Origin of the sequence: Flavobacterium sp. IMCC34852 (assembly GCF_030643905.1) — a bacterium.
GTDB classification, from domain to species: Bacteria; Bacteroidota; Bacteroidia; order Flavobacteriales; family Flavobacteriaceae; genus Flavobacterium; species Flavobacterium rivulicola.
This window is the reverse complement of sequence record NZ_CP121446.1, coordinates 709338-728519: the sequence shown is the minus strand read 5'-3', so window position 1 is coordinate 728519 and position 19182 is coordinate 709338. Positions and strand designations below refer to the sequence as shown.

Genomic DNA, 19182 nt, shown 5'->3' with positions numbered 1-19182 from the left:
GGTTAACCCGCGAAAGTGCTGACCAATCTTATTTAAAATCAATTATAATGAAAAATAAGTTTGTTAAAGCAATTTTTGCGATTGCTCTTGGGAGTGCTTTGTTCACTTCTTGTAAGCCAAAAAACTCCGGAGATGCCGTGAGTGGTGACGCCGCTCAAAAAGCCTATGTTGCTCCGGGAAAATATGATGAGTTTTATAACTTCGTGTCTGGTGGTTTCAGTGGACAACTGAGCGTTTACGGTCTTCCAAGTGGAAGATTGTTCAGAGTAATTCCGGTGTTCTCCGTTGACCCTGAAAAAGGTTGGGGATACAGTGAGGAAACCAAACCCATGTTAAATACCTCCAATGGGTTTGTGCCTTGGGATGATTTACACCATACCGAAATGTCACAAACCAATGGTGAAGTAGATGGTCGTTGGGTTTTTGGTAATGCCAATAACACGCCGCGTATCGCTCGTATCGATTTGAAAACTTTCAAAACTGCGGAAATAATCGAGCTGCCTAACAGTGGCGGAAATCACTCTTCTCCGTTCATTACCGAAAACACCGAATATGTAGTAGCAGGAACACGTTTTAGTGTACCAGCCGATTATGCTAACGGAGATGTAGCTATCAATACTTATAAAGAAAACTTCAAAGGCCACATCAGTTTTGTAAAAGTGGGGAAAGAAGGGGAAATGGACTTAGCGTTCCAAATTGTAACGCCGGGTGTTAACTTCGACCTTTCTCACGCCGGAAAAGGAAAATCACACGGTTGGTTCTTCTTCTCCTGCTACAACACCGAACAAGCCAATACGTTGTTGGAAGTAAATGCTTCTCAACGCGACAAAGATTTTATCATGGCCGTAAACTGGAAAAAAGCCGAAGAATACATCAAAGCCGGAAAAGGTAAAAAACAAACAGTTAAATACGCTCACAACAAATGGAATGAGAAAACACATACTGCTACTTCTGAAATCAAAAACGAAGTATTGGTCTTAGATGCTGCTGCTTTAAAAGACATTTGTTATATGATTCCTTGCCCGAAATCACCTCACGGTTGTGACGTGGATCCAACAGGAGAATACATCGTAGGTTCAGGTAAATTGGCTGCTTTGATTCCGGTATTTAGTTTTGACAAATTAATGGGTGCTATCAAAAACAAAAAATTTGAAGGTGACTACGGCGGAATCAATGTAGTTAAATACGAAGCTGCTTTACACGGTGAAGTTCAAAAACCGGGCTTAGGACCATTACACACCGAGTTCGACGGTAGAGGAAATGCTTATACCACTTTCTTCGTATCTTCTGAAGTAGTAAAATGGGATATCAAATCTTTGAAAGTATTGGATAGAGTACCAACATATTATTCTGTAGGTCACTTGTGTATTCCCGGCGGTGACAGTAAAAAACCATTCGGTAAATACTTAATCGCTTACAACAAAATCACAAAAGACCGCTATTTACCAACCGGTCCTGAGTTAGCACAATCTGCCCAAATATTTGATATCAGCGGAGATAAAATGGAATTAGTACTTGACTTCCCAACCATTGGTGAGCCACACTACGCCCAAGCCGCACCGGCCGATTTAATCCGAAACAACGGTCAGTTGAAATTCTATAAAATTGCCGACAACAACCACCCATTTGTGGCCAAAGGGGAAAAAGAAGCCAAAGTCACTCGCAAAGGAAACCGCGTAGATGTTTACATGACTTCTATCCGTTCTCACTTTGCTCCGGACAATATTGAAGGAATTAAAGTAGGTGATGAAGTATATTTCCACGTAACCAACTTAGAACAAGACTGGGATGTACCACACGGATTTGCCATCAAAGGCGCCGACAACGGAGAGTTGTTAATCATGCCTGGTGAAACCGCAACCTTAAAATGGGTTCCGAAAAAAACCGGTATCTGGCCAATGTATTGTACCGATTTCTGTAGTGCGCTACACCAAGAAATGCAAGGCTATGTCAGAGTATCACCGGCCGGAAGCAGTGTTCCGCTCTCTTGGAGCGTGGGAACCAACTTGCCGAAGGCCACCAAATAAAATTAACCAAAGGGAACAGATTTTATTTGTTCCCTTTTTTTCTCCTACAAAATGAAAAATATAAAAATTTCAAGTTTGTCAAAAGTATTGCTGGTCATCACAGGACTCTTATTTTTCGGTGCGTTATTTGTCCCAATGTGGCAAATCCAACTCGAAGCACCTCAGTACCCCGAAGGACTCGTACTTAGATTACATGCCAATAAAATAGGCGGTGACGTGGAAATCATCAACGGATTAAATCACTACATCGGTATGGCCACATTGCACACCGAAAACTTTTTTGAGTTCAAAGTTTTGCCTTATGTCTTTGGCACTTTTGCCCTAATCGCCATCTTATTAGTTTTTGTGGCCAAAAGAAAAGCAGTGCTGGCTTTCCTAATCACTTATGTGGTTTTTATCGCCTTAGCTGCAGTAGATTTCTACCGTTGGAATTATGAATACGGACACAACCTCGACCCTAATGCCGCCATCAGAGTACCGGGAATGGCTTATCAACCACCACTTATTGGTTACAAACAATTGCTAAACTTTGGCGCCTATTCCATTCCGGATACCGGAGGTTGGATGCTAACCGCTGCCGGTATTTTATTATTTTTAATCGTCCTAAAAGAATATAAGTTTAACAAAAACAATTAGTCATGAGAACGATCGCCCTTACTTGCATCGCATTGCTAACCCTAATTTCATGTGGTTCCAATGAGCCAAAACCCATCAAAATCAATACAGATTCCTGCGATTTCTGCAAGATGACGATTGCCAATGGCCAATTCGGAGCCGAATTAATCACCAAAAAAGGACGCTATTACAAGTTTGATGACTTGGCCTGCATGGTACAATTTGCCAAATCGAATACTGTGGTGCCTTACCAATCATTCTTTGTCAATGACTATCTGAAAGACAACACGCTAATTCCGGCCGAAACGGCTCATTTTATCAAAGGCGGTAAAATCAATTCGCCTATGAGAGGTAATTTGGCGGCCTTCAGTTCTGCTAAAGAACAAGCCGAATTTGGCCAAAAACTTGAAGCCCAACCCACAACTTGGTCCGAAGTTTACAATGCTTACAAATGAAAAATCTAGTTTATATACTCTTCTTTTTTTGCCTGATTAGTAATGCCAAAACCATTACTGTGGGTAAATCCTATCCGGTCAAAACCATCAAACAAGCTTTGGCGATGGCAACCGATGGCGATACTATTATCGTTACCAAAGGAATTTATAAAGAAGGGAATATTATCATCGATAAAAAAATTGCCTTTTTGGGCAAACAGTATCCAATACTCGACGGTCAAAACAAAGCCGAAGTGCTTTCTATTGCTGCCGACAGCGTGGTGGTAAAAGGGTTCAAAATCATCAACTCAGGCCACGCCGCTTTGGATGATCCTTGCGGAATCAAAGTGTATGACCGAAGTTTTGTCAGCATTGAAAACAATATCCTCGACAATAACTTCTTTGGCATTTACCTGCAAAACTGTAAAAACAGCTTGGTCAAAAACAATTCGATTAAAGCCTACGGCAAGCAGGAACAACTCATCGGAAACGGCATTCATTGCTGGAAAAGTGAGCAACTGCAAATCATTGGCAACCGAATCTCGGGCCATCGCGACGGGATTTACTTCGAATTTGTAACCCAATCGGTGATTTGGAGAAACATTTCCAACCACAATATCCGCTACGGTTTGCATTTTATGTTTTCCAATGACGATTCTTATATCACCAATGTTTTCAAAGGAAACGGCGCCGGTGTTGCAGTAATGTTTACCAAAAACGTAAAAATGTTCAATAATTATTTTGAGGAAAACTGGGGCGATTCGGCTTATGGCTTATTGCTCAAAGAGATTGCCGACAGTTATATTTTCAACAACCGTTTTGCCCGAAACACTTCCGGCATTTATATGGAAGGCACCTCCCGAATTAAAGTCGAGAAAAACGTCTTTGAAGCCAACGGCTGGGGCATGAAAATCCAAGCCAGTTGCATGGAAAATGAAATCGTCAACAACAATTACGTTGGAAACACTTTTGACATCAGTACCAATGGAAGTTTAGTGCTCAATACCTTCAACAGCAATTATTGGGACAAATATGAAGGCTATGATTTAAACAAAGACGGTATTGGCGATGTGCCTTATCATCCGCTGAGTTTGTTTGCCGTTTTGACCGAAAACAATCCGTCGGCCATGATTTTGTTCCGAAGTTTTATGATTACGCTTTTAGACAAATCAGAAAAAGTATTACCCAGTATTACGCCTGACAATTTTATAGACAATACGCCCCTAATGAAGTCGCTGCCATTATGATTGACATACAAAATATTACTAAAAAGTTCGGCAAGTTAGCCGTGCTCCAAGACATCAACCTTTCGTTTCAAAAAGGCCAATGCATTGCGCTCATCGGCCCGAATGGTTGCGGAAAAACAACCTTAATCAAATCCATTTTAGGAATGGTCTTACCCGATAGCGGTTCGATAACCGTCAACGGAAAATCAATCCTCGGTGAATATTTGTACCGAAACAATATCGGCTACATGCCGCAAATCGGACGTTACCCCGACAATATGACTATCGGTCAGATTATCGAGATGATTAAAAAAGTACGAAACAGCAACACCGCATTGGACGAAGATTTGATCCATGCTTTTGAATTGGAAAAAATGTTCGACAAACAAATGCGCACGCTTTCGGGCGGAACGACACAAAAAGTTAGCGCAGTGTTGGCATTCTTATTCAATCCTGAAGTGTTGATTTTAGACGAACCCACAGCCGGTTTAGACCCATTGGCTTCCGAAATTCTGAAAGAAAAAATCATCCGCGAAAAAGAAAAAGGAAAATTGATTCTCATCACGTCGCACCTGCTTAGCGAACTGGACGATTTGATTACCGAAATCATTTTTATGCAGGAAGGAAGAGTCCATTTCCACCAAAAAATAGAAGACTTAAAGGCATCCACCCAAGAGGCTAAAATCTCGAAAGCGATTGCCAAAATCTTAAAAAACAACCGCCATGAACCGCATCATTAAAATCATCTTACTCGACATCCTCAAAAACAAAATCGTCTTGGCTTACACCGTGATTTTGGCCGCACTGTCGTGGAGTTCTTTTGCCCTGGAAGACAATGCTGCCAAAGGTTTATTGACCATACTCAATGTCATTTTATTCACGGTGCCGTTGGTTTCCATTTTGTTTTCCACCATTTACTTGTACAACAGTTCCGAGTTTATCGAATTGCTATTGAGCCAACCCATCAAACGCCGAAAAATTTGGACGAGTTTGTTTCTGGGTTTGTCCCTTTCCATGGTGTTGGCTTTTGTTGTCGGAGCCGGAATTCCGTTGTTGGTCAATGCGCCCGACAGTGTAGGATTCATGATGATTGCCATTGGTTGTTTGATCTCGGTCATCTTTGTGGCTTTGGCGTTTTTGAGTTCGATACTCACCCGCGACAAAGCGAAAGGCATCGGGATTGCGATTATGACCTGGCTGTTTTTTGCCTTGCTTTTTGACGGCATCGTGTTGTTTTTGTTGTTCCAATTGGCCGATTATCCTATCGAAAATGCGATGGTAGGCATCACCGCTTTGAGTCCGATTGACTTGGCCCGAATTCAAATTTTGATGCACTTGGATGTATCGGCAATGATGGGTTACACCGGCGCTATTTTCAAAGACTTTTTCGGAACTTCTATCGGTTTGATCGTGTCTTTCTTATTGCTTTGTTTGTGGGCTATGGTTCCGTTTTTTATTTCGCTTAAAAAATTCAACCAAAAAGATTTGTAACATGAAAACCGATATCAGAAATAGAAAAGACATCGAAAAACTGGTCAATACTTTTTACGACAAAGTAAAAACCGACGAGGTTATTGGCTATTTGTTTACCGAAATTGCTCAAGTGAATTGGGAAACTCATTTGCCTAAAATGTATAATTTTTGGGAAAACATTCTTTTCTTTACCGGAAATTATGAAGGCAATCCCATGGCAAGACACAAAGAATTGCACGAGAAAAGCCCGATGAATCCGACGCACTTTGGCCATTGGAACAAACTCTTCACTGAAACGGTGGACAAACTTTTCGAAGGTCCAAAAGCGGAAGAAATCAAAAACCGCGCACTGAACATTTCAGCCGCTATGATGTATAAAACCTTGAGCCAATGACACACCAAATTATCTTAATATTCCATTTATTGGCCGCGACCGTTTGGGTGGGCGGTCATCTCTTTTTATCCATTCGCTATTTGCCTGAAGCGTTGCAAAAGAAAGACGCTTCGATTCTAATTAATTTCAAAGACAAATTCGAACCGGTAGGTTTGCCGTCTTTACTGACTTTGCTCATAACCGGAATCTTGATGGCGTACCATTATGATGTGACATTTACCCAATGGTTTTCGTTTTCCAATGGCATAGAAAAAATTGTGTCAATCAAACTAATATTGCTTTTTATCTCCGTCGGAATGGCCATTAATGCCCAGCTCTTCGTCTTCCCCAAAGTCAAATCGGAAAATTTACGCCCGGTTGCTTTTCAAATTATAACGATTACCCTTATTGGTGTAGCGATGCTGGTTTTGGGCAGTTGGGTCAGAATTGGAGGTTTATAGTTTTCCCTTCTTTATAAAAACTTCCTTTGTTTTGGGTTCGCTTGAGTGAATAAGCCACTATCGGAATACTGACTTCTATACTGTTTTTCAGTTCCAAAAAGGCTTTGGTAACTGCATATTCCCGTTCCATTTCTCGGCAATCATTTTTCCAAACTTGCAATTGCTTTAAAGTGTTTTTCAAATCGGTGTCATTCCGAACAATCCCGGCATTTTGCTGCATGATGGATTGTAATTTTTCTTTTAAAGTCGATACCCATTCGGCAGCAATTGGATTGCCTTTCCGCTTGAAATCATATTTTACCGATTTGATTTCCGAATCCGTTTGGCTTAAAAATTTAAAAATCTGATGCGCATAAACCAACGCTTCCAACAACGAATTCGACGCCAATCGGTTCGCGCCATGCAAACCGGTTCGGGAACACTCGCCGCAAGCCAATAATCGGTTTATCGAAGTTACCCCGTTTAAATCCACCGCAATGCCACCGCACAAATAATGTTGGGTCGGAATCACCGGAATCCAATTTTGGGCGATATCAATGCCTTCCAACGCGCAATTCTGATAAATGGTGGGGAAATGCTTTTGGAATTCGATTATATCCAAATGCGTACAATCTAAATAAACACAATCATCACCCGAATTCTTCAACTCGGTTTCAATACTTCTCGAGACAATATCGCGCGAGGCCAATTCGCCTCTAACATCATAATCCAACATAAACCGATGGCCGTTCTTGGTTTTTAAATACGCGCCAAAACCACGAACTGCCTCAGAAATTAAAAAAGTAGAAGCCGAATGTGGCGCATACAAAGCCGTCGGATGAAATTGGATAAATTCCATGTCACTGATTTTGGCCTTCGCCCGAATAGCCATCGCAATACCATCGCCGGTCGCAATTTTCGGATTGGTGGTTTGTTGGTAAACCTGACCGATGCCACCGGTGGCTAAAATGGTGAAACGCGAATGTATCGTTATGATTTCGTTGCTTTTTTCATCCAAAACAAAAACGCCGTGACAAATATTGTTTTCTGTAATCAAATCAATGGCAAAATGGAAGTCGAGGATTTCAATATTGGGTTGCTGATGGGCTTTGGTCAAAATAGCGCGTTCAATTTCGCGTCCGGTTTGGTCTTTAAAATGCACCACCCGATTGTTGGAATGTCCGCCTTCTTTACCCAAATCAAGTGTTCCGTCAGCAGCCGTATCAAAATGCGTTCCCCATTGGATGAGTTCCGCTAAGCGCTTTGGTCCTTCTTTGATTACCATTTCCACCACCTCTCGGACGCACAAACCATCACCACAAAGTAAAGTATCGTTAATGTGTTTTTCAAAATCATCCGTCACGCCATCCATCACAACAGCTATACCGCCTTGGGCGTATTTGGTATTCGATTCGTCTTCGTTAGATTTGGTGACCACCAACACTTTTCGGTCAGGGAACTGCTGTGCCAATTTGATGGCGACGGTCAATCCGGCTATACCCGAACCTAAGATTAAATAATAGGTTTGCCTATTCATCATTTCGATAATTCAAGCATTCGTTGTATTGGAATAATCGCTTTGTCGGCAATCTTTTTCGGTACTTTTATTTCAGGAGATTCATGGAGCAAACAATCGTAAACTTTGCGCAGCGTATTGAGTTTCATATAGGCACATTCGCTGCAGGCACAAGTGTTGTCTTCCAGAGCCGGTGCGGGAATCAGAATTTTATCGGGTACGGCTTCTTGCATTTTGTATAAAATTCCGGCTTCGGTAGCTACGATAAATTTGGTTTTCGGACTTCGTTTTACATAGTCAATCATCCCGGAAGTAGAACCGATATAACTCGCGGTTTCCAAAATGTGGTTCTCAGATTCAGGATGTGCAATGATGCCGGCGTCGGGATGTTCTTTGTATAATGCAATTAATTTCTCCAAAGAAAAAGCCTCGTGAACTACACAACTACCGTCCCAAAGGAGCATTTTTCTTCCTGTTTTTTGATTGATATAATTTCCTAAATTTTTATCAGGCGCAAAGATTATCGGAATGTTTTCGGGAACAGAGTTTACTATTTTTTCTGCATTGGATGACGTACAAACAATGTGACTCAAGGCTTTGATTTCGGCTGAACAATTCACATAAGTAATCACGATATGATGGGGATGCGCGTCAATGAATTTTTTAAAAATATCCGGCGGACAAGATTCGGCCAAAGAACAACCGGCTTCCAAATCGGGCAACAAAACCTTTTTCTTGGGATTGAGTAGTTTGGCGGTTTCGGCCATAAAATGCACTCCGGCAAAAACAATAATATCAGCATTCACTTTTTTGGCTTCCTGCGACAATCCTAAACTGTCGCCCACATAATCGGCAATTTCCTGTATTTCTGGTTGCTGGTAATAATGGGCCAAAATCACGGCATTTTTCTCTTTTTTCAGTTGGAGAATCTTCTCTTTTAAACTTTCCATGCGTTTTATTTAAGTGACCACAAAATAAGGACTGAAAAAGTCAATTTTCTATGACTTTAATCATATATCTGTACCCACTTATGGGCTTAATTTTGAGAAACATTAATATTTAAAATTTAATTTAAAAACATAACTATTATGAATGCATTAGAACAAATAACTGTCGGAGAATTGGTGGCAGGTGATTTCAGAACCGCTGCCGTTTTTTCAAAATATGGTATAGATTTTTGCTGCAAAGGAAACCGAACATTAGAGGAAGTTTGCGAAAAAAAAGGATTGGACAGTAACGCGATAGAAGACGAATTAATTGCTGTCTTAGAATCGAAATCAGACAGTAGCATTGATTTCAAATCTTGGCCAACCGATTTACTGATTGACTATATCGAAAAAACGCACCACCGTTATGTGGAAGAAAAATCGATAGCCTTATTGTTTTACCTCGACAAACTTTGTAAAGTACACGGACAAAGACATCCGGAACTGTTTGAAATTGCGCTTCATTTTAAAATTTGTGCCGGCGAATTGGCCCAACACATGAAAAAAGAAGAATTAATACTGTTTCCATTCGTCAAAAAAATGTACTACGCGCTGAGAGATAACACCAACATCGAACAACCGCATTTCGGAACCGTAGACAATCCGATTGCCATGATGCAGGACGAACACGAAAATGAAGGAGAACGCTTCCGCAAAATTGCACAGTTGACTAATGATTACAATCCGCCGGCAGATGCTTGTGAAACTTACAAAGTCACCTTTGCAATGCTGAAAGAATTCGAACAGGACTTACACAAACACATCCACTTGGAAAACAATATCGTGTTTCCAAAAGCGAAAGCCATGGAAGCCAAATTCAACCTTTTATAATCAATGCTAACCTAAAAACCACGCTCATCATGGAAAAATATGTCATCAAAAGAAACGGAGATTATAAACCTTTTGAACCTTTTAAGATAAAGGATGCGATAGTCAAGAGCTTTACCAGCGTTTCGCTTCCGTTTGATGAGCGTGTTTTTGAAAAAGTAAGCGCTGCGATTGCTGCTAAAGATACTTGGGCGGTCGAAGAAATTCAGGACATCATTGAGCAAACGCTTTTTGAAAACCAATATTTCACGGTCATGCGTTCGTTTATGTTGTATAGGCATACGCGAAAGCTACAACGCGAACACATTCAAGGGTTAAATGACGACACGACTTATGTAGACAGCACCCAAACCATCGAAGAATACATTTCCCAAACCGATTGGCGCATCAATGCCAATGCCAATACTTCTTATTCCAATGCGGGTTTAGTCAACAATGTGGCCGGAAAAATCATTGCCAATTATTGGTTGGATAAAGTCTATTCTAAGGAAGAAGGTTACGCCCACCGCAACGGCGATATTCATATCCACGATTTAGATTGTCTAACCGGCTATTGTGCGGGTTGGAGTTTAAGGGTGTTGCTCAATGACGGTTTCAACGGCGTTCGTGGGCGTGTGGAAAGCAAAGCACCATCGCATTTCCGAGAAGCTTTGGGACAAATGGCCAACTTCCTCGGGATATTGCAAAGCGAATGGGCCGGTGCTCAAGCGTTTAGTTCGTTTGACACCTATTTGGCGCCGTATGTTTTCAAAGACAATTTGTCTTTTGACGAGGTGCTCAAAGCAGTTCGCAGTTTTGTTTACAACTTAAATGTACCGGCGCGTTGGGGACAATCGCCTTTTACCAACATTACCTTAGACTGGGTAGTGCCTTCCGATTTAAAGGAACAAATTCCGACCAAGAATGACCACCATTTATTTGGAACCATATCCGATGAAAACATTTTGGCACGCGCCAAAGAACGTGGCGTAGATTCCTTGATTGAAATGCGCTACGAACACTTCCAACCCGAAATGAACCTCATCAACAAAGCCTATTATACCGTGATGACTGAAGGTGATGCCAATGGGCAACCGTTTACCTTCCCAATTCCGACTGTAAACATCACCGAAGATTTTGATTGGGATGGCGAAAACACCGAATTGCTGTTTGAAAACACCGCTAAGATTGGCTCGTCATATTTCCAGAATTTTATCGGAAGCCAATATCTTTTAGATGAAAACGGGAATAAAATCGAAAACCCTAATGCTTACAAACCCAATGCTGTGCGCAGCATGTGTTGCCGTTTGCAACTCGATTTAAGAGAATTGTTAAAACGCGGCAACGGTTTATTCGGCAGCGCAGAAATGACCGGAAGCATTGGCGTGGTCACCATCAACATGGCGCGTTTGGGCCATCTTTACGAAGGCAATAAAGAAGAGTTGTTCCATCAACTAGACCGATTGATGGAACTGTCAAAATCAACTTTAGAGAAGAAGCGAAAGTTCATCCAAGAGATGTATGACCGCGGTTTGTATCCTTATACCAAAAGATATTTACCGCATTTCAGAAATCACTTTTCGACCATTGGAGTTAATGGTATGAATGAAATGGTGCGCAATTTTACTGAAGACAAGGAAGACATTACGACGCGTTTCGGACATGAATTTTCTATCGAAATTTTGGAATACATCCGCAACCGCATGAAAGAATTTCAGGAAGCCACCGGAAATCTCTACAACCTCGAAGCCACTCCGGCCGAAGGCACGACCTATCGCTTTGCTAAAGAAGACAAAAAGCGTTACCCGAACATTCTGCAAGCCGGCATGGAAGAGAACATTTATTACACCAACAGCTCGCAAATCCCGGTTGATTTTACCCAAGACCCGTTTGAAGCACTCTTAATGCAAGACGAATTGCAATGTAAATACACCGGCGGAACCGTACTGCATTTGTACATGAATGAAAGAATCAGCACACCTGTTGCCTGTAAAAACTTTGTCAAAACCGTCTTGTCCAAATTCAAATTGCCCTATATCACTGTAACACCTGTCTTTAGTGTTTGTCCGGTTCACGGTTACCTCAACGGCGAACACGAGTACTGTCCGAAATGTGACGATGCCTTATTAGAAAAACTAAACCAAAACACCTATGAAAACCAAGACCAATGAACTGTTGGAACAACACCAACAATCCAGAACAAAATGCCTCGTATACACCAGAGTAATGGGGTACCATCGACCGGTGGAAAGCTTTAACATCGGAAAAAAAGGCGAACACAAGCAGCGGCTCCATTTTAAAGAATGTCCAAATGGTTAAATCAGTCAGCAATATAACCCCGTTTACCCTATTGGACTATCCGGACAAATCTGCTTGTATCCTGTGGTATGCCGGATGCAATATGCGGTGTTTGTATTGCTATAATCCTGAGATTGTTTTCGGGAAAGGCAAATTTACCTTTTCCGAAATGATCTCTTTTTTGGAAACCCGAAGAGGTTTGCTGGATGCGGTAGTCTTTAGCGGTGGTGAATGCTTAATTCACAAAGACATTATAGAACAAATACGCTTGGTAAAAGCCATGGGATTTTTAGTAAAAGTAGACACCAACGGTTCTAAACCCGACGTTTTACAATCGCTCATAGAACAAAAGTTGCTAGATTATGTAGCGCTGGATTTTAAATCTACCCGAGAATCTTTCCTGTCAATTACCCAAACGGATTTGTATGACCAATTTGAGCAATCCGTACAGTTGCTCTTCAAAACGAATATTCCTTTTGAAATTCGCACCACTTACCATTCTGAACTGCTGGCCAAAGAGGAAGTCAAAGACATGATTGATTACCTAAAATTCAATGAATATACCGGAACCTATTACATCCAACATTTCAAAAACAATGTAGAAACCATCGGAAAATTGCCCAATTCACACACCCGTTTAGAGAACCATTTGCCGGTCAACACGGCTGTGAAAATTGTGCTTCGGTAAATCATACGGCTTCCAAAACAGGCAAAGTAATCCCGTTGACTTCTGACTTGTAAAACTGTAACTGTTGCTCAATAACCGTTTTTTCCTTGCTGAAAAAATCGGTGTTGACAAACAAATCCGAGTAATACTCAATTCCCGAAAGCAAATTGCTTTTAAAAGCATTCCATTTTTTAAGTTGTGCTGTCGTAAAATCATCGGTAAACTGGTCCAATTCATTTTTCAAATAATCAACATACATTTTCAACTCATTGACAAACATATTCGGTCGCTTCAAATCAGGCATTACATTGGCGTTGCCGTAAATGTGTTTCACCATATCGGCCAAAGAAACGACGCGGTCAAAATACGCCAAATTCGGTCCGGGACAAATCACCACACCTTGCTGTTGTCCTTTGACTTCGAGATTGTTTTCCATGTAAGAAGCATTGGCCAAACCGACGCACAGACACGATTTTTCAAATATCTTGTGCTGTTTTTTCTCAATTTCTAATTCAGTTAATCGGTCTTTTTGCGCTTCTAATTCAGCCAATTTAATATCCTGGTATTTTTTAGAAGCAGTACAAATGCCTTGCGGATCGTATTCTTTGCTTAGTGCTAATAGTTTTTTCGGGCATGAACTTCCGGCTTTGTTTTCGTCAATGCGTTTTTGTTTCCAAAGATCATTACTCATCCCTTTTACGGAATTAAACGGAACTCCCAGCGGCGAGATGTCACTCAGGTAAAAATCTTTTTCTTGGGCTTTCGCCAAAAGCGTTCTGGTTTCTTCATCTACCGATGTCGCTTCGGGAACCAATAAAAAAGGCGAACCCCAGCCTACAGCATTCATTTCAAAATGAGTCAACAAAAACTCGTGCTCTTCAGCCGTTCCAACTCCGCCTTGGGCTGTAATTTTTAAGTCGAAGGGCTGCGCCGGAACAGGAAGGTTTTTAGCGGCCAAAGCCTTCACCATCAACTCATGAGCGGATTGGATTAATTGGTCTTTCTTGGTTTTGAATTCTTCCATAATCGGTCCCATTAAAAAACCATCGGTAGCAAACGCATGTCCGCCGCAATTCAAGCCGGATTCAATACGGTATTCCGAAACCCAAAGCCCTTTTTTGGCCAAGAAATTCCCTTGAATCATCGCCGAACGAAAGTCGCTTACTTTCAATATTATTTTCTTTGGTAATTGTCCGTGAGCATCAGGATAAAACACCGGAAACTGCTCAAAATAGCTGTACAATCTCGGATTCATGCCCGCCGAAAGAACCACTGAAGAGTTCAAATCGCTCTCGGCAAAACCGCGCAAAGAAGCATGAGCATCGTTAAATTCAACCGGCAATTGCTCGTTTTTATCAAAATTATCCTTATCCACTTTGGTCATGATATTCACATCTATCTCACCGGGCGAAAAGTGTTCGGCCAAGTAATTCTTCACCGATTCTTTTATCAACAACCCTTCATCGATGAACTTTTGCAGTCCCTTTTTCAATTCGGATTTATTGGGCAATAAGGCAATGTAGTTTTCCAAAGCGGTTTTGTTTTCCGCCAACTCGTTTTTAAAACTTTCAAACTTATCTTTGACGATTTTATCCACCATGTTCAAATAGTGCTTGATGCGTTCCGCCCGATAGTCATGGCATTTTTGAGTAATTTCCTGGTAAGGCAAGCTAAATTTTTTACTGTAAAAAGCACGCATCTTTTCTATCAGTTCATCATCGGTGATGGAGATTACAGAGGAAATTCCGTATTGTGCTACGCGAATCGGGCTGTCAATGGTATAAGCCAAACCCATTACGGGTATGTGGAAAGTATGGATGTTTTTCGTAGTAGTCATGTGGTAACGTTTTAAATAAGGGGCGAATTTTGCAAAATCATTCCGGATAAAGTATGATATATGTCATCTCGGCAATGAAACGAGTTGTTTTTTAATATTTTTCAGCAGTTCAAAGACAATCAGATACAATCCTGCCAAAATTCCCAAACCGAAAAGCACAAAAAGCACATAAAACCAATGCATTCCTTCTTGAAATTGGGCAAAGGAAAGTACTTGATTAAAATGGGTCCAATACGCTTTTTTAACCCCCATCAACAATAAACTAATCCAGAAAAGTAAAAACGAAATATGGAAAAAGCGAATCCCGATTTGAATTCTTCTTACGGCACCCAAACCCTTATTTGATTCCAAAATATAAGTGACCGAAGACAGCAATATCAAAGTGTTAATTCCAATGGTGGTTCCCATCGAATGCGCCACTGTAATATGCGTGCCATGCGTGAATAAATTAATGGCCGGTATAGAAATCACAAGGGCTAAAATAATGTTTAAAAACACCCAGAAATCAGCCAAAAGCATGAATTGATATGCCAAAGGAAATGCCGTTTTTGTTTCCTTCCCCAAATTTTTTTTCCAGTCGTAAACAATTGAAAACAATATAATCCATTCGGTCATGCTGATGCCGTAAGCGAGATAGCGAATCCATGGCGCTGTAGGAACAATATAAACGTGATGCGCCCAGCCAAACATCAAGTTGGTCAATCCTAAAAAGTAAAAGAAAAACGCCTTCCCTGATTTAGCATAGCGGTCATCATTCCCTATTTTAGCCATAATATAGATTGCCGTACCATAAACCAGCATATTCCAAGAACCTACATACGAACCGCCGGCTTTCCATTGCAGGGCCACATTTTGCACAAAATGTTCTTTAAAATAAGGCAGCAACCACAAATGGGCTTCGGTGAAATGGTAAACCATCAAGACGATGCCTGTTGCCCACATCCAGTAGTAAACCGGCCAACTCTTGAAAGAAACCGCTAAATTTTTGAAGTAGGTAATACCGAATAAAATCCAGCCCAACACAATCGGGAAATAGAAATAGCTTGGGAATTCGAGGTATTCTTTTCCGGCAAAATTTTGAAACAAATAAGATACTGCAATGCCGAATCCGGTAAGGATAAACAACCAAAAGTGACTCTTGATCAGCTTTTGATTGAGTGCTTTTGCGGGATTATTTTGGCCCAAATAATAATAAGCACCTCCAATGGCCGTGAGCAAAACCCATGAAACCACAAACAAAGTATGCAATGGTCGAAGTGCGTTGAACGGTAGCGTTTCTTTGATAAATTCGGGAATGACATATTGGAAACCGGCGAGCAATCCGCACAGCAAACCCAACAGCAAAGAAAGCAATCCGGCAGCAATAAAGTAAAAAGGATAACGGGTATTATTCATGCGTTTTATTTTGGTTTTCAATTTTGACCCAACCGTCAGCTTCAATTTGAGCTTTGGTATTCGGATACTGTCCCGTTTGGTCTATTTCGATTAAAAATTGCAGCAATTCTTCTTTTTCTGTTTCATTAAAATCAAATTGCGGCATGGCTTTGATACCACTGTTGAACATTGATTTCAAAAACTTATCATCCCGCTTTCTAAAGGAATAGACATTGGTCAAATCGGGACCGAGATAACCGCCCAAGCCGTAAATTTGGTGACAGGAATGGCAATTGTTATCCAGCCAAAGTTTCTCGCCCTGAACTGCTTTTCCCGACAATCGAACCGCACCATAAGCCGAGGTATCGGTATAAATAATGTAATTGTAACTTGAAAACAAAGCCAGCAACAGCAGTATTAAGAATAGGTATTTTCTCGGTGGAGTCATAGCCGAAAGACATTGAATTGGTAGTGCAAAGAGAAGCAAACAAAAAGCGATTGCTTATGATTTTAATCACAAAAAAGGCGTGAATGACAACTTTCACGCCTTTTCCCTTTCAAAAAAGAAAAACAAGATTTGAATTAATAATTATCCTATTTTGGAAGTAAGACGTCTCCAATCACGTGAATAATCCCGTTGGAGGTTTCGATAGAAGCGACTATTTCAGAACCGTTGACAAAGGTTTTTTCGCCTTGCTTGGTAATTTTCACTTTACCGCCATACACCATGTCAAACTCCTGTCCGTCTTGCATGTATTCAACTTTCAAAGTGCCTACATAAGTGTGGTAGCCTAAAACGTTTTGCAAATCGGCTTTTTTCTCGGGTTTTAACAAACCGTCAACCGTTCCGGCCGGTAATTTATCAAAAGCAGCATTGGTTGGTGCAAAAACGGTAAATGGTCCGGCATTACTTAAAGAAGTAACCAATTCGGCCGCTTTAACAGCCGCTACTAAGGTTGTGTGGTCTTTACTTCCCGAAGCCACCTGAACGATATTAGGATTAGACGTTTCATCTTTTACACCTTCTTGTCCCACATTTTGGGCCGGTGCGCTTTCGGTAGATTCTGTTGGGGTTTCACTGCTTTGTTTGCAACCTACAGCAGCAAAAAAGCAAGCTAAGAGCAAAATTTTAATGGAATTTTTCATAATAATAAATACTTGGTTTATACACACAAAGTACCTAACTATGAAACAGTTATTTTATGATTGAACTCATAAAACTGCGGGAATTTCAACTTTTTTTATCGAATAAAAAGCAGTGATAGCAATCCCCGAAACCATCAAGGCTGAAATCACAAAAAGCGATTCGTTGACCCAAGGAATTAAGGTATAACTAAACGAAGCAACGCCTTGAACAGCCAATACCAACTCGTTTAAAAAAACACCCACAGAAAAAAGGGTAATTCCGAATTTAATGGATTTACGGATAAAGAAGAAATGATTGATGTAAATGTAAAACAACAAAAACAAACTGATAACTGCCAATAACACCAAGTGCAAATAGGCTATCACTATAGGTCGGAAACCAAAAGCCAACTGACTGAGCGCCGGGACAGTCGAACCCAATTGCAACAACAATTTCACACTAAAAGCCAAAGCCACAAACACGATAATGTAACGCAGAAAGAACGGATAGTTTTCAAAAACGGTTTTTTTAGTTTTGATAACCCTGAGCAAAAACAGAAACCAGGCAAACACTTGAAGGAAAGCAGCCATTACGGTTAGAATATAAATCCACAACGGCAAATCCAACCACAGCGTCGATAAAAAATATGCCGGAATACAAGCGATAAAAAACAGCCAAAACACTTTGGTATACAAAGGCGAATCGGTGGCTTTTAAATCGAGAAAATACACCAACAATCCCATACAGGCAAAGAAAAACCAACCGTTATATTGAAAATGCAAATAGTAATAAATAGATGCCAAATATTCATTTTGATGGAGGTTTTGGGTCGCCATCATATACGCCAAAGCAAAAGTGCCCAAAGAAGAAATCACATTGAAAAAAATCGCGCCTTTAAACCAAGGAATCGAAAACGAAGTAGCGTCAACCAGCTTCAAATCTTTCCAATACCGGTATCCAAAAACATAAGATACCACTATCGAAGCGGTAGAAAATGCTATCGAAAAAGCGCCATAACCCTGAACAATAAAGAAAACCAACATCCCATAGGCACAAATTAAATTGGCCAATAGAATCTTATTATAATTTGTCCACCTTATCCCTTTTCCCTTTTCCCTTTTCCCTTTCTTCTCCAAAAACCCCACCATCAACACCATCAACGTATGGCTGATCCAACCGGCAAATGCAAAATGAGAATGGGAATGCTGTAAGTTCTTTTGGTTCAAAAAAGGAAATTCAAAACCTATTTTATACCGCATCAAAAGCCCTAATAATGCTACAATCAACAAATTGAGTAGGGAAAATTTCAACCAGAACTTGGCATTAAAGGTCATTAGTAATATATTTTATGATTGATAATGTCGACTTTCTTAGCTTTCGCCATTTTAGACAAAGCCCGGATAACCGTCTCCACTCTCAAACCGGTGAAATTGGCAATCTCCTGACGCGTAAAAGGCACTTGCTCTTTTTCAGCCGAATCTTTACCTTTCTTGTTGGCATTCAAAAAAGCCAATATCCTAAACTCAGGCTTTTGGTTGATGATGTCTTTGGACGTCATCGACTTCGAATGAATGCGCCGTGACATCAAGTTTAAAAACTGTTTCTGAATCGACGGATATTCATCCAAAATTTTCAAAAACTTTTCCTTTGACAATTTAACCACCACGCTGTCCTGAAAAGCCACTGCGGTAGAAGGATACATTTCATTTATAAATAAAGGCGGTTCCCCAAAACTCTGCCCCGCCAAAAAGTACCCTTGGGTAAACTCTTTGCCTTCGTCATTGGAATTGTACATTCGAACACTGCCTTCAATAATTTGGAAATAAAAATTAGCCATTTCATCCTCACAAAAAATCATTTCGCCTTTTTTATATTCCTTAGCTATAGCGCCCCAAGTAAAGAGTAAATCTAAGTCTATTTGCATTTTGATTTTGAGTGTTTTAAGTCGAAAACGCTTATTTTACAAGCCCTCCCAACGAATGG

20 protein-coding genes are annotated in these 19182 nt (G+C 40.7%); 12 read left to right on the top strand and 8 right to left on the bottom strand.

Going from position 1 to position 19182, the window contains the following annotated elements; genetic code table 11:
- Positions 1–47 precede the first annotated feature (47 nt).
- Genes nosZ through P7V56_RS03260 form a run of 8 tightly spaced genes read left to right on the top strand, consistent with a single transcriptional unit; the run spans position 48 to position 6609 of the window.
- Positions 48–2027, top strand: a complete 1980-nt coding sequence (gene nosZ, locus P7V56_RS03295; RefSeq protein ID WP_171221101.1) for a Sec-dependent nitrous-oxide reductase — start codon at positions 48–50, stop codon at positions 2025–2027.
- Between the two features lie 51 nt (positions 2028–2078).
- Positions 2079–2663, top strand: coding sequence for a hypothetical protein (locus P7V56_RS03290; protein ID WP_171221102.1), 585 nt, complete (start codon positions 2079–2081; stop codon positions 2661–2663).
- Positions 2664–2665: 2 nt separating this feature from the next.
- Complete coding sequence (locus P7V56_RS03285; protein ID WP_171221103.1) at positions 2666–3097, top strand: nitrous oxide reductase accessory protein NosL; 432 nt, start codon at positions 2666–2668, stop codon at positions 3095–3097.
- Positions 3094–4323: a nitrous oxide reductase family maturation protein NosD gene (locus tag P7V56_RS03280; protein WP_171221104.1), complete on the top strand. Its 1230-nt coding sequence runs from the start codon at positions 3094–3096 to the stop codon at positions 4321–4323. Before P7V56_RS03285 ends, P7V56_RS03280 begins: the two co-directional genes overlap by 4 nt.
- The gene (locus P7V56_RS03275; protein WP_171221105.1) at positions 4320–5042 is read left to right on the top strand and encodes an ABC transporter ATP-binding protein; all 723 of its coding nucleotides are present in this window, start codon (positions 4320–4322) and stop codon (positions 5040–5042) included. Before P7V56_RS03280 ends, P7V56_RS03275 begins: the two co-directional genes overlap by 4 nt.
- Positions 5026–5793, top strand: a complete 768-nt coding sequence (locus P7V56_RS03270; protein ID WP_171221106.1) for an ABC transporter permease subunit — start codon at positions 5026–5028, stop codon at positions 5791–5793. The genes P7V56_RS03275 and P7V56_RS03270 overlap by 17 nt, the downstream gene beginning before the upstream one ends.
- Position 5794: 1 nt before the next feature.
- On the top strand, positions 5795–6169 hold the full coding sequence (locus P7V56_RS03265; RefSeq protein WP_171221107.1) for a group III truncated hemoglobin: 375 nt from the start codon (positions 5795–5797) through the stop codon (positions 6167–6169).
- Entirely contained in the window at positions 6166–6609 is a 444-nt protein-coding gene (locus P7V56_RS03260) for a copper resistance protein CopD (RefSeq protein ID WP_171221108.1), read from the top strand. The genes P7V56_RS03265 and P7V56_RS03260 overlap by 4 nt, the downstream gene beginning before the upstream one ends.
- Here the strand turns inward: P7V56_RS03260 and nadB are convergent.
- A complete protein-coding gene (gene nadB / locus P7V56_RS03255) occupies positions 6590–8128 on the bottom strand; it encodes an L-aspartate oxidase (RefSeq protein ID WP_240976553.1) in 1539 nt (512 codons plus the stop codon). The genes P7V56_RS03260 and nadB overlap by 20 nt on opposite strands.
- Positions 8125–9054, bottom strand: coding sequence for a quinolinate synthase NadA (gene nadA / locus P7V56_RS03250; protein ID WP_171221109.1), 930 nt, complete (start codon positions 9052–9054; stop codon positions 8125–8127). Before nadA ends, nadB begins: the two co-directional genes overlap by 4 nt.
- Positions 9055–9192: 138 nt before the next feature.
- On the opposite strand from nadA, the gene ric reads away from it, so the two are divergent.
- The 4 genes from ric to P7V56_RS03230 are packed head-to-tail and all read left to right on the top strand — an operon-like array spanning position 9193 to position 12883.
- Positions 9193–9921 (top strand): iron-sulfur cluster repair di-iron protein, encoded by a 729-nt coding sequence (ric, locus tag P7V56_RS03245; RefSeq protein ID WP_171221110.1) that lies wholly within the window; start codon positions 9193–9195, stop codon positions 9919–9921.
- A gap of 29 nt (positions 9922–9950) precedes the next feature.
- The gene (locus tag P7V56_RS03240; protein WP_171221111.1) at positions 9951–12068 is read left to right on the top strand and encodes a ribonucleoside triphosphate reductase; all 2118 of its coding nucleotides are present in this window, start codon (positions 9951–9953) and stop codon (positions 12066–12068) included.
- A complete protein-coding gene (gene nrdD, locus P7V56_RS03235) occupies positions 12049–12216 on the top strand; it encodes an anaerobic ribonucleoside-triphosphate reductase (protein WP_171221112.1) in 168 nt (55 codons plus the stop codon). The genes P7V56_RS03240 and nrdD overlap by 20 nt, the downstream gene beginning before the upstream one ends.
- A complete protein-coding gene (locus P7V56_RS03230) occupies positions 12209–12883 on the top strand; it encodes an anaerobic ribonucleoside-triphosphate reductase activating protein (protein WP_171221113.1) in 675 nt (224 codons plus the stop codon). The genes nrdD and P7V56_RS03230 overlap by 8 nt, the downstream gene beginning before the upstream one ends.
- Position 12884: 1 nt before the next feature.
- Here P7V56_RS03230 and P7V56_RS03225 read toward each other — a convergent pair whose 3' ends face one another.
- The 6 genes from P7V56_RS03225 to P7V56_RS03200 all read right to left on the bottom strand — a co-directional run bounded on the left by P7V56_RS03225 (position 12885) and on the right by P7V56_RS03200 (position 19123).
- The gene (locus P7V56_RS03225; protein ID WP_171221114.1) at positions 12885–14699 is read right to left on the bottom strand and encodes a hypothetical protein; all 1815 of its coding nucleotides are present in this window, start codon (positions 14697–14699) and stop codon (positions 12885–12887) included.
- A 63-nt stretch (positions 14700–14762) separates the two neighbouring features.
- Positions 14763–16115 (bottom strand): cbb3-type cytochrome c oxidase subunit I, encoded by a 1353-nt coding sequence (locus P7V56_RS03220; RefSeq protein ID WP_171221115.1) that lies wholly within the window; start codon positions 16113–16115, stop codon positions 14763–14765.
- Positions 16087–16521, bottom strand: a complete 435-nt coding sequence (locus tag P7V56_RS03215; protein WP_171221116.1) for a c-type cytochrome — start codon at positions 16519–16521, stop codon at positions 16087–16089. Before P7V56_RS03215 ends, P7V56_RS03220 begins: the two co-directional genes overlap by 29 nt.
- A 146-nt stretch (positions 16522–16667) precedes the next feature.
- Positions 16668–17219, bottom strand: a complete 552-nt coding sequence (locus P7V56_RS03210) for a fasciclin domain-containing protein (RefSeq protein ID WP_171221117.1) — start codon at positions 17217–17219, stop codon at positions 16668–16670.
- Between the two features lie 66 nt (positions 17220–17285).
- A complete protein-coding gene (locus tag P7V56_RS03205) occupies positions 17286–18533 on the bottom strand; it encodes a hypothetical protein (RefSeq protein WP_171221118.1) in 1248 nt (415 codons plus the stop codon).
- Positions 18533–19123, bottom strand: coding sequence for a Crp/Fnr family transcriptional regulator (locus P7V56_RS03200; protein ID WP_171221119.1), 591 nt, complete (start codon positions 19121–19123; stop codon positions 18533–18535). Before P7V56_RS03200 ends, P7V56_RS03205 begins: the two co-directional genes overlap by 1 nt.
- Positions 19124–19182 lie beyond the last annotated feature (59 nt).

What these genes read in the sequence shown, in the direction of transcription:
- P7V56_RS03285 (WP_171221103.1), top strand. Translation starts at nt 2,666, where the DNA reads ATGAGAACGATCGCCCTTACTTGCATCGCATTGCTAACCCTAATTTCA.
- P7V56_RS03280 (WP_171221104.1), top strand. Translation starts at nt 3,094, where the DNA reads ATGAAAAATCTAGTTTATATACTCTTCTTTTTTTGCCTGATTAGTAAT.
- ric (WP_171221110.1), top strand. Translation starts at nt 9,193, where the DNA reads ATGAATGCATTAGAACAAATAACTGTCGGAGAATTGGTGGCAGGTGAT.
- P7V56_RS03275 (WP_171221105.1), top strand. Translation starts at nt 4,320, where the DNA reads ATGATTGACATACAAAATATTACTAAAAAGTTCGGCAAGTTAGCCGTG.
- P7V56_RS03270 (WP_171221106.1), top strand. Translation starts at nt 5,026, where the DNA reads ATGAACCGCATCATTAAAATCATCTTACTCGACATCCTCAAAAACAAA.
- P7V56_RS03230 (WP_171221113.1), top strand. Translation starts at nt 12,209, where the DNA reads ATGGTTAAATCAGTCAGCAATATAACCCCGTTTACCCTATTGGACTAT.
- P7V56_RS03265 (WP_171221107.1), top strand. Translation starts at nt 5,795, where the DNA reads ATGAAAACCGATATCAGAAATAGAAAAGACATCGAAAAACTGGTCAAT.
- nadA (WP_171221109.1), bottom strand. Translation starts at nt 9,054, where the DNA reads ATGGAAAGTTTAAAAGAGAAGATTCTCCAACTGAAAAAAGAGAAAAAT.
- P7V56_RS03225 (WP_171221114.1), bottom strand. Translation starts at nt 14,699, where the DNA reads ATGACTACTACGAAAAACATCCATACTTTCCACATACCCGTAATGGGT.
- P7V56_RS03215 (WP_171221116.1), bottom strand. Translation starts at nt 16,521, where the DNA reads ATGACTCCACCGAGAAAATACCTATTCTTAATACTGCTGTTGCTGGCT.
- nadB (WP_240976553.1), bottom strand. Translation starts at nt 8,128, where the DNA reads ATGATGAATAGGCAAACCTATTATTTAATCTTAGGTTCGGGTATAGCC.
- P7V56_RS03260 (WP_171221108.1), top strand. Translation starts at nt 6,166, where the DNA reads ATGACACACCAAATTATCTTAATATTCCATTTATTGGCCGCGACCGTT.
- P7V56_RS03290 (WP_171221102.1), top strand. Translation starts at nt 2,079, where the DNA reads ATGAAAAATATAAAAATTTCAAGTTTGTCAAAAGTATTGCTGGTCATC.
- nosZ (WP_171221101.1), top strand. Translation starts at nt 48, where the DNA reads ATGAAAAATAAGTTTGTTAAAGCAATTTTTGCGATTGCTCTTGGGAGT.
- P7V56_RS03205 (WP_171221118.1), bottom strand. Translation starts at nt 18,533, where the DNA reads ATGACCTTTAATGCCAAGTTCTGGTTGAAATTTTCCCTACTCAATTTG.
- nrdD (WP_171221112.1), top strand. Translation starts at nt 12,049, where the DNA reads ATGAAAACCAAGACCAATGAACTGTTGGAACAACACCAACAATCCAGA.
- P7V56_RS03210 (WP_171221117.1), bottom strand. Translation starts at nt 17,219, where the DNA reads ATGAAAAATTCCATTAAAATTTTGCTCTTAGCTTGCTTTTTTGCTGCT.
- P7V56_RS03200 (WP_171221119.1), bottom strand. Translation starts at nt 19,123, where the DNA reads ATGCAAATAGACTTAGATTTACTCTTTACTTGGGGCGCTATAGCTAAG.
- P7V56_RS03240 (WP_171221111.1), top strand. Translation starts at nt 9,951, where the DNA reads ATGGAAAAATATGTCATCAAAAGAAACGGAGATTATAAACCTTTTGAA.